This window comes from Salipiger pentaromativorans (assembly GCF_024721115.1).
Lineage (GTDB): Bacteria > Pseudomonadota > Alphaproteobacteria > Rhodobacterales > Rhodobacteraceae > Salipiger > Salipiger pentaromativorans.
In genome coordinates this window covers 1-14,018 of the sequence record NZ_JAMDHK010000034.1, presented here as the reverse complement: position 1 = coordinate 14,018, position 14,018 = coordinate 1, and the positions used below count along the sequence as shown (strand labels likewise).

The following is a 14,018-nucleotide window of genomic DNA, read 5'->3' as shown; positions in this document are numbered from 1 at the left end:
GCTGCTTGGGCATGATGGGGCTTCCTTCTTCGTCCCGCAAAGTCTATACCAAACCCCTCAGAGCGCGAGGTTTTTCAGACCTTCCCTAACTATGATCGTGAGACCGGATTCGATCAAACCGAGAATGAAGACATCGCGGAGGAGGAAGGCGAAGAGTCCAAAGATGTCTCTAGCGCATGGACCGTTCAGGTATCTGATGACGGTTGTCACAAGCTAACTATCCCATCGGACGCAAAGCTTGCAGCGGTGATTGATGGTCAACACAGGTTGTTTTCTTTTGCAAAAGCTAATCCGGAAGCTCTGCGGAGCATGAACCTGATTTGTTCCATCTTCATTGACCTGCCCAAAGCTCTGCAAGCCCAAATCTTTGCAACCATTAACTCCACGCAGAAACGGGTAGACCGCAGTCTGACGTTTGAACTGTTCGGGTATAACGTTTCTGACGAACCAGAGGAGTATTGGACGCCAGACAAGTTGGCCGTCTTTTTTGCTCGAAAGTTGGCAACAGACACAGACTCACCCTTGCGAGGCCGCATCATGGTCGCGCCGAAGCGGGACTCGAGATTGGAGAAGATCGCCGCTGAAGCCACATGGCGAATTTCGACTGCCGTTGCAGTTGACGGAATTATGAGGCTCTATTCGAGCAATCCGAAGCGAGACGCCAATCTGATGCGAGAAGGCGACGCCCATACCAGAAATGTTCTATTGCAAGGCCCAAAGGACAAATCTCCCCTGAGAAGCGCTTACATCGAAGGTAACGACGCAGTGATCTTCAAGATGGTTCTAAACTATCTAAAAGCGGCAGACAGAGTTTTTTGGGAAGACGCGAATGAGGGCTCGTACATTTTTCGAACCGTAGGTGTGCAAGCCATTTTCGACATTCTACGAAAGCTAGCATCGGATGCATTTGAGAATAGGGACATAAGCTCTGGTTACTTTGAAGAAATTCTGAGCCCGGCCAAAAAGATCGATTTCTCCTCAACTGAATTCCAAAATGCCTCAGGTTCTGGCAGGACCTTCATACGTAAAGAAATTGAGAAGGTTATAGGAATTTGAAACAGCCTAAGAATCTGCCCTGACCTCCAAAATGAAGCATTCTCTACAGTCTGCGAGCGCAAGTTGCATTTGCACAAGGCCGCCAATCTCCCGCACTGCCGTTGCTGAACGGCGCAACCTATCGCTGTTGTAGCGATTAGTGCGTTTGGAGGAGCTAAGTTGCAGAGCTTAACTGTCGCGCAAAAAAGTCCGCATCTAGTCTGTTCACCGTCTGCCGAGACGACCCAACCTTGAAAGCTGCGCCAGCATCCGAGCGCCGGTTCCGGTCGCGTCGCCGGGAGGGGCTTTGGTTGGCCCGCCCGCAGTATTGGGTCGGCTTGGCAACGCTTGCACACCAAAGAATTGACGCGCGCGCAGAGCTGCGTATTCGGCCCCGGTGGCGCCTCCGATGGCGTAGCGGTTGTAGACCTGTTGGCTGCCTGCAAGCCCTCGGGCAAAGGCATAGCTTCCTCCGAAGCCAGCTGAGAGTGCTGGCATCATGATGTTTCCCGAAATCGCCCGAACCAGGAAGGGCGTTGCTATGATGAACCCCTTTGCCATCAGCACCATCATGAAGAACGGAATGAGCGCGCCGATATTGGAGGCGCCTTCCGGGTCTCCGAGCTCGGCAAGTAAGGCACGCGACACACCCGTGATCGTTGCGAACACGCCGGCAACAACAATCGGGTACATCGCAAAGGAAATCAGCGCCGAAAGCCAGCGCGCGAAATAATCCTTGGTCACTTCAAAGAGGGTTAGGAAGATCATGATCGGTGCAATCCCAATTAGCAGAGCGATCATGAGCCTGGACGCAACGACGATGAACGCAGCCAAGCCACCGAGGATCGAGAGCAGCAAAACCCCAAGGGTGTCCAACAGGGCACCGGCCATCCAGTTCAGTTCAGATCCCGCAGCATTCAGGTAGTCCCCGAGCGCCGCGATCAGGTCATCGAACTCCTCTGCAAAGGTGCCAGATGGGCCAGGTGACCCGCCGCCGACGGAGGCCACGAGCGACCCGGCAATGCTATCGATCCCGTTCAGGATCGACGCGGCAAGGATGTTGAACTGCACCCAGTTCGTTGCAAAGACACCTATCAGCCCGACTTTCACGGCCAGCCAAAAGGCCGTGCGCCCGTCCATGGCGCGATACTGGTAGATAGTGTTGATGAAAACGAGAATGACAACAAGTGTGGTGCCGAGAACCAGCGTCGTTCCGACTGTTGCGGCGACCGCACCGAATTGCGTCTCAGCAGCGGTATTGAGATAGCCTTCGGCCGTTTCTACGAAGTAGGTGACGACACTCATGAAACCCTACCAGTTTCCAGCGGCGTCGCAGATTGGCATGGCTTCGCGTCGAAGCTGATTTGCCTGGCGTCTGTATTCTGACGCCGCTTCCACGATGTCCCAGTATTCAAATGCGGCGAAATGCTCGACGTAGACCTGTTCGGCTGCTGCCCAAGAAGGATATCGTGTGGGACATTCACAGCTTCGGGCTTCAACGATGCGTTGCATGCTCTGCGCACGATAAATTTGTTGGATCAGGAGCCGTTTGTGGGAATCGCGCACATCGATGTCTTGCATCCACTGTGGCTCCGGGGGCTGGTCGGGACAGACATCTGGCTGTTTGTCGAGAGTTGGGATCAGATTCCGTTGAGCGACGCCAGCGGTTGCGCCGAGGACAACGAGCAGGCCTGCAGTCGTAAGGACCCGCATCATTCTGAAGCCGCCTTCGTCGCCAAAGATTCTCGCTTCAAGAACGTGGTGTAGCCGTAGTCACCTGCTTCAGCTGTAATGATTTCCCATCCCTCCGCGCCGCGCTCATTCAAGGCGCTTCGCATCGCGTCGTAGTCCTTTTGCTTCTTCACCTGGAAAAACAGGATGTCGTATTCAAAGGTCTTCATTAGGAAGCTCCAGTCTCACTAGCGCCGGGAAGGTAGAATTCGGTAATGCCGCGCCGACCGTCATGGCGACCGGCCTGGATGATAACATCGATGGAATTTTCGATGTACTGGATCATGTCGGCATAGGTCATCGGGATTTCGGTCTTGAGTGCCGCGATCGCGAGCCGCTGCACGGCAAGTTGCGGGGTTTCGGCATGGAGTGTGGTCATGGATCCGCCATGGCCGGTGTTGATGGCTTCCAGAAAGGTCATGGCCTCCTTGCCGCGTACCTCGCCGAGGATGATCCGGTCAGGCCGCATCCGCAGCGTCGCGGTGAGCAGCACATCGGCAGTCTGGAACTCCGCGTCACGATTGGCGATCAGAGTCACGGCATTCGGTTGCGTCGGCAGAAGCTCGGCGGCTTCCTCGATGGTGACGATCCGTTCCTCTGATGGCACGTGAGAGAGGATCTTGCGCGCAGCCACGGTCTTGCCGGTGGAGGTGCCACCCGAGACGATCATGTTGAGCTTGTTGTCGACGCAGAAGGCTAGCGCATCGTCGATGACGCCTGCGGCCACCACCTCGCGCAGTTCCCGGGTTTTCTCGAGGCGGAGTTCTTCGAGCTTGCGTTCTTTGCCATAGAGAAAGTCGAGTGCGATCCCGTCGAGCGGCAAGCTGGAAAAGAACCGAAGACTGATCGACATCGCCGTTAACACGGCGGGCGGGGTGATGACCTGTGCGCGGATCGGGCGCCCCTTGTAGGTGATTGAGACCGAGACGATGGGGCGGTCCTTGCTCATCGTGGTATTGGCAGAAGAGGCGATCTGGTTGCCGAGGTCTTTCACTTCGGTTGCGGTCAACGCCTGTTCCAGCTTGCGCATGAAATGATCGCCTTGGAATTCTCCCCAGCAGCTGCCATCGGGGTTGATACAGATCTCGATGACATCGTCGCGGGCGGCGGCATCGATCCGGTCGAGAGAGGTCTGGAGATAGCTCAGCGACATTGGCTCAGAATATCTCCAGATCGCGATCGACCATCACGGTGACGCGGGCACCTTGGTCGACATAGATGACAGGACCGATCGAAAGGTAGTCGCCAATCACGCTGTCCGTGGCATCGGCCAGATCATCGCCCACGTCTTCGAGCACGTCCGCGGCGGTCTCATCCTGGACGTTTACAGCAGCAGCGCTTGGCGCGGCGGAGATCAGTGATATTAACGCCGCTGAGCCGAAACGCTCATCGAAGCGGGTGTCGACAAAACCCGTCACGCCGGAGCGGCCCAATTCGTCACCCCCGAAGGAGCTGATCTGGATGGTTTGATTGTCGGGCAGGATGATACGATCCCAAGCGATCGTGACCCGACGCTGCGCGATATCGACCCCCGAACGATACCGCCCGATGAGACTGGACCCGCGCGGGATCAGGAGACGAGAGCCGTCGAAGCTGTAGACATCTTCGGAAACGACGGCACGGGTTTGGCCGGGCAGGGAGCTGTCGAGGGCGGTTTCCATGACGGCCTGGATCATTGTGCCCTGTATGATGGTGTTGGACGGGTTGGCGATGACTTCTGCCTGCGTCACCGACGTGGGCAGCGCGCCATTCAGCACAAAATCCGTCACTTCCCCGAAGGTGCGCTCGGTCAGCGCGGCTTCATTCGCGCCCGAGGTGCCACCAAAGGCGATGGTGGGCGAGGTGATGCGGCGTTCCTGAAACGCCCGTTCCTCCGCCGCGCGGCGTTCGAGTTCCGCCAGCCGCCGTGCCTCTTCCTCGCGCCGCAGCCGCTCTTCTTCCCGCGCGCGCAATTCGTCCTCAGTGGGGCCGATGGGTGCCGGAAGGGGCCGGTTGGCCTCAAGCTGCGCAAGTTCGAGGTCCATGCGGAGTTGTTCTAGCTCGCGATCGCGCGCCGTGAGCTCGTCTCGGAACTGCTGCTGCGCGGCTTCTGACGCGGCTTGCAAGGCGGCGATCTGGGCTGTCAGCGCATCAATGGCTTCGGCGGCAGCGGTATCTTCTTCGACGACGGGTTCAGGCGCATTGCGCAATTCCTCGATCTGGGCCTGAAGGGCAGCGAGTTGCGCCAAAAGCTCGGCATTGGGTTCCACCGGTTCCGGTGCGACCAGAACGACTTCGGGCTCAGGTGGCGGGAGGGTTTCAATGGCACCAAACCCGTCACCTTCGTTTTGGAACACGTCCGGCGTGGCCGTGGGCAGGGCTTCCTCTTCCTCGGGCTGGGAGAGGAGATAGAGCAGCGCGCCGCCCGCGCCGATCACGAGGATGACGACCAAAGCGAGCAGCGGTGAGCGCCGTGGGGCAGGGGGTGAGCTCGCGCCTTTGCCTTGTGCGAGCGCGGCGAGGCGTTTCTCGAGGTCTGCGTTTCCAGTATCGCTCATGAGCCTACCCCCGCAGGTGGTGTGGCCTCGATGCAGACCGCCTCCTCCCCGATCCGCAGCACCCATTGTCGGTTCACGCCTGAAACCCGGATCACGCCGTCCTCGGTGGCTTGCGTGTTGACCGTGCGCTCACGGCCATTGGCGTAGCGGAAGATCGCAGGCACCGGCGCGTTCCGCGGAAATTCGAAATACGTAAAGGTCCCGTCATCCCAGACACGGGTGGGGGTGAACTCGGTCCGCGCGCTGGCACCGTAATTATAGTTCGGCGCTTGGGCCGCGATGGCACGTGTGGGCCGCGTATTGTCTTCGGGGTAGCGGAACTGGACCACGTAAAAGGTCGGACTGCGGGTCTCCTGGACGTTAAAGTAATAACTGCGCCTGTTCGTGTAGACGGTCACATTGGTATGCACCCCGCGCGCCACCGGCTTGATCGCGAAGGCCTGACCGCCGGGTACGCCGTCGATCTCGAAGCCTTCCGTGTCGCCCGCAATGATCGAGCGGATGCTCTCGCCTTCCCCGAACTCGACCGTGGTCACATGGGTGAGCGACACGCTGAGGCGGTAGACCTGACCTTCTTGATATGTTGCCAGCCGCACCCGATTGTCATTGGGCCCGCCACGCGGGATGGCTTCGGCGAAAGCAAGGCCGGGCAACAGGGCAATCAGCAATATGAAAAGTCGAGCAGGGAACAAATTCAATTCTCCAATCTGTCGGAGCGGACGGAATATTCGAGGACCGTGAAGCCGAAGGGGTTGGTCCAGACCTCATCGATGGAGCGGCGGGTCTCGGGGCGGAACTCGAAGAGAAGCGTGGCGGTGAAAAGCCCGGTTTGGACGCCATTGATGGAGGTCAGGCGCTTGCGCAGGCGGACGGTGGCGCGGTTCGTACCGATCCGGTTGATGCTGAGGATTTCCACATCAAGCCGGGCATTGGGGCCATAAACTGTCGGCGGGTAGTTCTGATTGGCGCTGTTCCAGATCTGGCGCAGGCCGCTCTCGGCAGCTCCGTCCGAGCGGCGCAGGACGTTGCGGATGCGCAGATCGTTGTCGAGCTGGTTATAGACCTCCCGGTCGGTCACATAGCGGAACACTTCCGCCTCGATGATCGCCTGGTTGGCGGTCACCGAGGAGGCGCCGACCGAGGCTTCGGGGAGTGCAAAGCCGGTGGCAGGATCATAGGGGACAACGACGGGGGGCGGGTCGACATCGAGGATCGAGACCGCCGCGGCGCTCAGACAGCCGATGACACCGAAGACAAGGCCCGTCAGGCCAAGGCGTTGCCAGAGCCGTTCGCGGCGCAAGGCACCGTAGACCAGTTCTTCCTCGATGATTTCTTGTTCACTCGCCACCATTCATGCCCCCACGATTACTCGGCCCGAAGGTCCGGCAAGGTGAAATCCATGAAGCGCTGTTCTTCGGCGATTGTGGCGGCATCAATCACGCCGCCTGTGCCGTCACCCACGGTTTGCACGGCCTCAAGCTGCCACATGGCGACGAGGGCAATTGCCAGCTCCGCCGTCACCCGCGTGTTGAGGTCGATACTTTCCTTCAGTTCGTCCATGTCATCGATCAGCCCGACCAACCGGTCGACGCGTTCCAGCGATTGGCCCGCGTCCTCGTAGCTGTTCTGGGCAGCGGCCGAGACGAGCGCGCCGGTTGTGGCCTGCGTCGCCACGCGGTTGGCCCCGGGATTTCCGCTGGTGGCCATTTCCGTGAGGGTATCGTCATCAAAGCCGAGATCGGCCAGGACCCGGTCCATCTGGGTTTCGATCTCGCCCGCACCGGAGCCAGAGAGGCCGGAGAAGTCGCCTGTCTTGATCGCTTCGATGGTAGCGAGGATGTCGCCAAATTCTTGGTCGAGCAGACCGTTCAACTCATCTTCCATTTCCGTGCGGATGATCTCGGGAAGTTCGGCGAGGCGCGTCAGTGCTTCATAGGTTCTTTGCAGCTCCGCGAGTTGGTCCGTGAGTGTGGCAAGCTGTTCGCGGAGCTGCGTCAGCTGCTCGTTCTGCAGGATCTCGTCTTCGATCATCTGCCGGAGCTGCTGGATGTTTTGCGCGATGTTCTGCGTGTCGACGACGGGCACGCCCTGCGCCGCAGCAGGGGAGAGGGTTCCCAGATGCAGGCCAATCCCAAGTGTCGTGGCCAAAGCCGTTCTCAGAAACATCCGTCCCATCAGTCTATCTCCCTGATCGTAAATTCCATGAATGCGCCCTCGGCCATGCGGGCGCTGGCCTGCGCCAATTCTTCTGCGCTCAGGACACGGGTCCGCGCCGCCTGAAGCCGGACGCGCGCGGCGACGAGGCGCACCAGTTCGGCGCGGGCATAGGTGTTGAGCGCGATGCTTTCTTGCACGTCTTCCGTCGCTGAAATCCGTGTGACGATGTCTTGGATACGCAGGGCAGCTTGCCTGATCGCGGCGGGCGAGTTGTTGCCATAGAAAGCCGCGCCATGCCCGGTCATCGAGAGGTTCGCATTTGCCAGAAGCGCGGGGTCGATCGTACCGAGCGCTTCGATCCCGCCGATGCGGCTCAGATAGAGATTGTAGCGTTCGGGGATGACCTGGACGTAGTGCTGCGTCTCGCGGAAGGGTGGTACGCCCCCATATTCGAACACGCGACCGGGTCCGGCGTTGTAGGCCGCGAGGGCGTTGATGATATTGCCGTCAAAGATGTTGAGCTGGGCCGCCAGATACCGCGCGCCGCCATGCACCTGCAGGTAGGGGCTGTCATAATATTCCGGGTTGATCCCGAGATCGCTGGCCGTGCCGGGCATGATCTGGGTGAGGCCAAAGGCCCCGACAGGCGAGCGCGCACCGATGGTGAAGCGGCTTTCCTGCCAGATGAGCGCCTGCAACAACGCGCGCCATTGAACGGGGGAGAGGCCCGCGCGGCCCACGCCCGCGAAACCGCTGGTTTCCTGGGCGACGCGGATGATGAGTTGCTCAATGTTTTCGGCGGCATCCCCGAACATCTGTGCGCCGCCGGGATTGGGGTCGATCTCGGCATTGCCGTAGACCGTTTCGACGGAACGGGCTGGATCGCCGCTGCCGCTTTCCAGCCCGGAGACCATTGCCGGCAGGCCCTGACCGCCGAAGCTGGTCTGGGCATCGAGGATGCGCTGCAGGGTTGCGAGTTGCTCGCGTTCGATCTCGGCAATGAGCTCGCGCACGGACAGCTTGTCCGCCTGGATCGCAAGGTCGGTCTCGCGATCTCCGGTCTCGACGATATCGCGGGCGGTCAGCCCGCTGTCATCGGTCGGCACGCCTTGGGAAAGGGCGATGCCGGGCAGCAGGCAAAGCACGAGGGTATGGGGCAGTTTAGACTTCAATGCCGCCCTCCGGCGCGCCAAGGGGCGTGAAGGTGCAATCAGGTGCTGTGGGTGCCGTCGAGGCGAGGAAGGTAAAGCAGTTGGCCTGTGGCTCCTGGTACTGGGCGCAGGAGGCCAACACACCAAGCGCAGAAAAGAACAAGAAGATACGGGTCATGATAGCCTCCAGAAATCAGGGCGGTCGCGGTAATCGGCGCCGACGAGCGCTTCACCTTTTTCCATGCCGCCGAGGATGGTGAGATTTGGCCCGAGGGCGCTCAGATCGGCATCGACGACGATGGATCCCTGGTCGTCGCGGATGAGCGCAAGGCGGCTGTCGCTGCCGGTGTTGAGAAGCACATCGAGTTCCTTCTCATAGAGGTTCAGCATCGCGTAGTCGGCGGCATGCGCGCGGATGTTCGGGAGCAGGATCTGCGTCGGCACCGCCTCGACGATGGTCTTGCCGGTCCGGGTGCGTTCGAGCTGGCTCGCGTATTGCGTCATCATCACCGCGACGGTGTTCTGCTTGCGCGCGGTCACCAGCCAGTTCGACAGCCGCTCGGCGAAATACGCATTGTCGAGCGCCTTCCAGGCCTCGTCGATCACGATGATGGTGGGGCGGCGATCCTCGATCTCGCGCTCGACACGGCGGAAGAGATAGGAGAGGACGGCCATGCGTTCCTTCTCGGCTTCGCTGTCGAGAATGCCGGTGAGATCGAAACCCACCACATCGCCTTCGAGCGAGAAGGTGTCTTCCAACGTCTGGCCGAATATCCATCCGTAGCGGCCTTCTTCTGTCCATTCGAGCAGGCGCTGGTGAAGATCGCCGCCATCATCGGTGGACACAAAGAGCGATGCAAAATCCCGCCAGTTCCGCAGGGCCGGATTGGAGGCCTGCGCGTTCTGACGCACGACTTCTTGGATGCGGTTGGTCTGGGCGGGCGTTAGCGGCTTGTCGGTACGATAGAGCAGGGTGGCGAGCCAGTCCGAGAGCCAGGCGGTGCCGCGCGCATCGGTCTCGGTCCAGAGCGGGTTAAGGCCCGTGGGTTGGCCGGCTTTGAGCGATGCATAACGCCCGCCATTGGCGCGGACCGCCATCTCCATACCAAAACGGTAGTCGAAGACGAAGATCCGCGCCCCTGCTCGACGGGCTTGCGTCATGAGGAAGGCCGAGAGGACCGACTTGCCTGACCCGGGTCGTCCCATGATCAGCGTATGCCCGCTGGTCGGTTCTTTGTCGGGGGAGCCTTGCTCGTGATAGGAAAACCGGTAGGCGCTTTGTTCGGGCGTGGGCAAATAGGTGATGACGCGGCCCCAAGGGGTTTTCGTGGCGGGTTTGCCGAGTTGGGTCCGGTGGAAGGCCGCGAAATCCGCGAAGTTGCGATTGGTGATGGCACTGGCGCGCACGCGCTTGGGCTGGTTGCCGGGATGCTGGCTCAGGTAATGTGCTTTGGCGGCGACCCGCTCGCCGATCATCTTCACGCCTTCGGCGGCGGCGGCGTTGACGATCTCGGCGCTGAGAAATTGCAACTCGTCCAGCGTGTCGCAGAAGATGGTCACGACCATATGGTGCTCGCCGAAGCTTTGGCGCTTGGCCTCGAGATCATCGGCAGCAATGTCGAGCGCTTCCATGAGCGACAGGGCCGCGTCCTGCGAAGCCTGCATCTGGCGCTTTTGCCGTTTGATGCGACCCGCCATGAGGTTCGAATTGATCGGTGTGAAGGAGTGCGTGACGATCATGTCGACAGGCAGGTTCAGCATGTCGAACATGGTGCAGGAGGTGGCCTCGGAATATTCCCCGATGGTGAAACTCTTGCCGTAGCGATGTCCCACGACGCCTTCGGATAGCTCGAAGTGATCTCCGTGAAACGTCACCCGGGTATTGGCGATGTTGAAGGACAGGAAGCCATAGGTGTTAGCCGGATAAAGCGGCAGCTCCTGGCCGGTATTGAGCGCCCCCAGAAACCCGATCAACTCGCCGGACTTGGCCGAAAGCACACGTGGGTTAAGCTCCGTCAGGCCAGACAGGAACACGTTCACGGCCTCGCCCAATCGGCGAAGGCGCTTCTCGGTCGCTTCCTTGAGGCGATCCGGCGCGCTGTGGTTCAGGAATGGCAGGACGCTTCTTGGAGGCGGGCGATGGATGATCGTAAGGGTGAGCGTCTTGTCGCGCAGCCCGCTGGTCTCTAGCTTCTTGCGCCAGAGCCGGTCGACTTCTCCCGCGAAACTGTCCTCGCGCAGCGGCTCGAGGTCCGGCGTGATCGCCTTCGAGACTTTATGGACGTAATAGCTGAACTCCGGCCCCAATTGCGCAATGATCCGGGCAAAGAGCGCGGTCACCTTGTCGAGATAGGCGTCATCGGTCGTGTAGCTATTGACCCCGTCGAGCCGGATGCACTGGAAAAGCTCGTTGACCCGGGTCCGCACGGTCTGGTCATCAACTAAGCTCACATAGGGCAACATATGCGCGAGGCGGGTCTCGCGCGCATACCACTCCGGTGTCATCGTGCGGGGATCGAGCGCAGCATCACGGGGCATAGCTGTCCCCGCCGTGAATGCTGCGGTTCCGCGTGGGCGGGGTTTCCTGCAGCGCCGTCATCATCACGTCGATGAAGCGCGGATCCCAGTCTGCGGCCTTCCAAAGCACCGGGTAGAGCAGGGCCGCGACAGCCAGCACCGCGATATGCTGGACCCAGACGAAGAGAAGCACGGAGCCGAAGAGCCAGACCATCGCGTACATGATGGGCAGGCCCAGGAGCTTGGGCGGGCGCACGAGGCCGAGAAAGAGGGGCGAGCGCTCAGCCACCGGCAAAAACCGCGGCAACGATGGTGGGGGCGGCGGCAACACCGGCGATACCGACAAGCACCCAGAGCGCCTGGCGCAGGTCTATGATGTTGAAGAACCAGCTCAAGAAAACGCCAAGGACCGCGAGTGTGGCGATCACGACGCCGAGCGGGCCGGTTAGAGCATCGACAATGCCCTGCAACAAGCTTTGGATCGGGGATAGATCGATGCTTTGGGCAAGGGCGGGCTCGGCAATGAGCAGGAATAGCGCCAGTGAGGCGACAAAGAGGTTTGAAATCTGTCTCATGAATTTGATCCTTCCAATCGGGCCACGACGGCCATGACGCGGGCCACGTGGTTCTGGGTTTCTCGGTAGGGGGGAATGCCGCCGTACTGGCGGACCGCATCGGGTCCGGCGTTGTAGGCTGCGAGGGCAAGGCGTGGATTGCCAAACGTGTCCAACATCATCGCGAGGTAGCGGGCGGCACCGTCGAGGTTCTGCAGCGGGTCACGCGGGTCAACGCCGAGATCACGGGCAGTGGCGGGCATCAGCTGGCCAAGGCCTATAGCGCCCGCGCTCGAGATCGCATCCTGTCGATAGGCGCTCTCAACCTCGATATTGGCCCGATAGAGAGCCAGCCAATCGGTCACGGAAAGCCCCGCTCGACGCAGGCCCGGATGGCCGGCATAGCGCAAGGCCGTGGTCTGAATCCCAGAGAGAACATCGGCGCGGGGCAGGGGAGTCAGGCGGGCAAGGGCCGCAACTTGGACGCCCTCCTGCTCGTCCTCTACCTCGCCGAAGATTGCGATCCCATCGGAGGCCGAACCCTGACCAATCCCGTCATTGTAGTTTCGAGCAAAGCTGCTTTGGGAGCGGGACGGGGTCAGGGAGCCGTCGCTCTCCATGACCAGGACCATTTGCGCTGAAGCTGGCGCTGTGACCAGCCAGAGGCAGACGAGGCTAGCTGCCAGTGCCCTTTTCTGATGGGGCTTTGTCTGGCGGGGCGAGTTTGTGCGTACGGCTTGTCCCCGCCTCAAGCGGCAGGTCGACATGCGCAAAACCAAGGCCAATGAAGAAAGACACCACGCCAGAGATCGTCTTGAACTCGCGGATCTTGATGTCGTTATAGGTCGTCCGAGTACGTGCCGTGACCAGCAGCTTCTCCACGCCTTCGTTGGAGACCACACGCATGATCCAGACCCCGTAATAGCTGGGGCCCTTCTTATGTGCCGATTCCTGGCACAGGATTTCTGCGCTATAGCCGCTTTCCACGAGTTCGCGGAAACGTGCTTCCGTAACCACATTTGGTGCTTCGATGTCCCAGTTCATGGCCCGGCTCACGCTTTCTCCAATGGCGCGACCCTAGGCATTCCCACTTGAAGCCCAGAGTTACGATAGTATATTATCAACCGCAAGATGTAATATCATGCTTTGGCGGTAGTTTGGTCACGCAAACACTAGTCTCGGCCAGTGTCCGCGATCAAGGAGATAACAGGTTTGAGAAACCCAAGGTTGACATGCCTGCTCCCATTGCAAGCTATGGCCCTTCTGATCTGCGTTCCTGGGCCGGTTTTGGCGGAATCCTGCTTTGCGCCATCCCGTCCTTTCCTGCCAAGCGATTCGCAGGCCGCGCGGGACTATGCGGATATCATCCGCGGCGACTTCGAAGATTACATTCAGGATATCCAGAGCTACTTCCGTTGCCTCGACGGTGAACGGGCCCGCGCCTTCGAGGAAGCGCGCGAAGTCAGCGAGGAATATGGCCGGTTCCTGCAATTGGTAGGGGATTGATGGGCAACCTCGGGAGCATCAGACTTGCAGCCCATGGAAACCAGACGCCGATAACACCCTCATATATCTACTTTTTAGATAACAGATTTCATCCGCTAGCGACGTCACAAAAGGTATGTGACGCGTGGCAAAGACAATCAGAAGCAAGGGACAAGTGGCACTCTGTCAGGCGTTGGTCGACGCCCGTGTCAAAGCGGGCCTTGGTCAGAAAGACCTGGCAGACAGGCTCAGATGCCACCAGTCCCTTATTGCCCGCCTTGAGAGCGGCCAGCGCCGGGTCGACGTTGTCGAGCTGGTCGTCTTGGCGCGCGCCATCGGCTTTGACCCGTTCGAGGTTCTGGCGATCGTTGAAGCCGCCACGGAGCCCGACCACAGGATTTGAAGCCAATGAATTGTTGAGAACACGGGAACCCACTTTCCCGGTCTGATGATCATTTCCTCATCGAGGACCAGTTAGCCAACATCAAAGAAGCCCGGCGCGCGGTCGTAGTGAACGCTCTGCAACCCCACGCCGCAATTCGCAGCGCCGCAGTGCAGGAAGCCAGTAAACAGTGAACGAAGATAAGGGTGAGGGCGTCGCGATCGCCAATCTGATCGGGACCGATGGGTGCAGTGTTGTTGGTTGGGTTTATCGCTGGAGGACAGGCTCACATGCGGTGATGTGGGACGTCCAAGGGCCCCAGCCGGTATCGGAAACCCGGCCGGATATAAGTGACGAACAGAAGCAAGAAATCGACTTCGGGAACGTCTGATCTACCGTTTTGGCTGTGCCGATTTCCATGCAATCGGGCTTTGATTTAGCATACAGGGACCGATTTTGGGCTCGTAGC

The 14,018-nt window shown here is 59.9% G+C and carries 18 protein-coding genes; 3 read left to right on the top strand and 15 right to left on the bottom strand.

Features of this window, described 5'->3' with window-relative positions:
• Nucleotides 1-45: 45 nt before the first annotated feature.
• Complete coding sequence (locus tag M4578_RS25500; protein WP_258095909.1) at nucleotides 46-1,056, top strand: DGQHR domain-containing protein; 1,011 nt, start codon at nucleotides 46-48, stop codon at nucleotides 1,054-1,056.
• A gap of 204 nt (nucleotides 1,057-1,260) precedes the next feature.
• Here M4578_RS25500 and M4578_RS25495 read toward each other — a convergent pair whose 3' ends face one another.
• The 15 genes from M4578_RS25495 to M4578_RS25425 form a co-directional block, all read right to left on the bottom strand.
• Entirely contained in the window at nucleotides 1,261-2,340 is a 1,080-nt protein-coding gene (locus tag M4578_RS25495; protein ID WP_258095908.1) for a TrbL/VirB6 family protein, read from the bottom strand.
• A gap of 6 nt (nucleotides 2,341-2,346) precedes the next feature.
• The gene (locus M4578_RS25490; protein ID WP_258095907.1) at nucleotides 2,347-2,616 is read right to left on the bottom strand and encodes a hypothetical protein; all 270 of its coding nucleotides are present in this window, start codon (nucleotides 2,614-2,616) and stop codon (nucleotides 2,347-2,349) included.
• Between the two features lie 131 nt (nucleotides 2,617-2,747).
• Complete coding sequence (locus tag M4578_RS25485; RefSeq protein WP_258095906.1) at nucleotides 2,748-2,936, bottom strand: hypothetical protein; 189 nt, start codon at nucleotides 2,934-2,936, stop codon at nucleotides 2,748-2,750.
• Entirely contained in the window at nucleotides 2,936-3,919 is a 984-nt protein-coding gene (locus tag M4578_RS25480; RefSeq protein WP_258095905.1) for an ATPase, T2SS/T4P/T4SS family, read from the bottom strand. The genes M4578_RS25485 and M4578_RS25480 overlap by 1 nt, the downstream gene beginning before the upstream one ends.
• Before the next feature lie 4 nt (nucleotides 3,920-3,923).
• Nucleotides 3,924-5,303: a TraB/TrbI/VirB10 family type IV secretion system protein gene (locus tag M4578_RS25475; protein WP_258095904.1), complete on the bottom strand. Its 1,380-nt coding sequence runs from the start codon at nucleotides 5,301-5,303 to the stop codon at nucleotides 3,924-3,926.
• Nucleotides 5,300-5,995: a TrbG/VirB9 family P-type conjugative transfer protein gene (locus M4578_RS25470; RefSeq protein WP_258095903.1), complete on the bottom strand. Its 696-nt coding sequence runs from the start codon at nucleotides 5,993-5,995 to the stop codon at nucleotides 5,300-5,302. Before M4578_RS25470 ends, M4578_RS25475 begins: the two co-directional genes overlap by 4 nt.
• Nucleotides 5,996-5,997: 2 nt before the next feature.
• Complete coding sequence (locus M4578_RS25465) at nucleotides 5,998-6,654, bottom strand: VirB8 family type IV secretion system protein (RefSeq protein WP_258095902.1); 657 nt, start codon at nucleotides 6,652-6,654, stop codon at nucleotides 5,998-6,000.
• Nucleotides 6,655-6,668: 14 nt separating this feature from the next.
• Nucleotides 6,669-7,478 carry a type IV secretion system protein gene (locus M4578_RS25460; protein WP_258095901.1) on the bottom strand — a complete coding sequence of 270 codons (810 nt, stop codon included), beginning with the start codon at nucleotides 7,476-7,478 and terminating at the stop codon, nucleotides 6,669-6,671.
• A complete protein-coding gene (locus M4578_RS25455) occupies nucleotides 7,478-8,632 on the bottom strand; it encodes a lytic transglycosylase domain-containing protein (protein ID WP_258095900.1) in 1,155 nt (384 codons plus the stop codon). Before M4578_RS25455 ends, M4578_RS25460 begins: the two co-directional genes overlap by 1 nt.
• On the bottom strand, nucleotides 8,622-8,789 hold the full coding sequence (locus tag M4578_RS25450) for a hypothetical protein (RefSeq protein ID WP_197918508.1): 168 nt from the start codon (nucleotides 8,787-8,789) through the stop codon (nucleotides 8,622-8,624). Before M4578_RS25450 ends, M4578_RS25455 begins: the two co-directional genes overlap by 11 nt.
• On the bottom strand, nucleotides 8,786-11,149 hold the full coding sequence (locus M4578_RS25445) for a VirB4 family type IV secretion/conjugal transfer ATPase (protein WP_258095899.1): 2,364 nt from the start codon (nucleotides 11,147-11,149) through the stop codon (nucleotides 8,786-8,788). Before M4578_RS25445 ends, M4578_RS25450 begins: the two co-directional genes overlap by 4 nt.
• Nucleotides 11,139-11,417, bottom strand: a complete 279-nt coding sequence (locus tag M4578_RS25440; protein ID WP_009808059.1) for a VirB3 family type IV secretion system protein — start codon at nucleotides 11,415-11,417, stop codon at nucleotides 11,139-11,141. Before M4578_RS25440 ends, M4578_RS25445 begins: the two co-directional genes overlap by 11 nt.
• Entirely contained in the window at nucleotides 11,410-11,703 is a 294-nt protein-coding gene (locus tag M4578_RS25435) for a TrbC/VirB2 family protein (RefSeq protein WP_012187323.1), read from the bottom strand. Before M4578_RS25435 ends, M4578_RS25440 begins: the two co-directional genes overlap by 8 nt.
• Nucleotides 11,700-12,314, bottom strand: coding sequence for a lytic transglycosylase domain-containing protein (locus tag M4578_RS25430; protein WP_258095898.1), 615 nt, complete (start codon nucleotides 12,312-12,314; stop codon nucleotides 11,700-11,702). Before M4578_RS25430 ends, M4578_RS25435 begins: the two co-directional genes overlap by 4 nt.
• A 43-nt stretch (nucleotides 12,315-12,357) precedes the next feature.
• On the bottom strand, nucleotides 12,358-12,726 hold the full coding sequence (locus M4578_RS25425) for a hypothetical protein (RefSeq protein WP_093363101.1): 369 nt from the start codon (nucleotides 12,724-12,726) through the stop codon (nucleotides 12,358-12,360).
• A gap of 210 nt (nucleotides 12,727-12,936) precedes the next feature.
• Here M4578_RS25425 and M4578_RS25420 point away from each other — a divergent pair, with 210 nt between their 5' ends.
• A complete protein-coding gene (locus M4578_RS25420) occupies nucleotides 12,937-13,188 on the top strand; it encodes a hypothetical protein (RefSeq protein ID WP_008327366.1) in 252 nt (83 codons plus the stop codon).
• Between the two features lie 124 nt (nucleotides 13,189-13,312).
• On the top strand, nucleotides 13,313-13,570 hold the full coding sequence (locus M4578_RS25415; protein ID WP_017470289.1) for a helix-turn-helix domain-containing protein: 258 nt from the start codon (nucleotides 13,313-13,315) through the stop codon (nucleotides 13,568-13,570).
• Nucleotides 13,571-14,018: the final 448 nt, after the last annotated feature.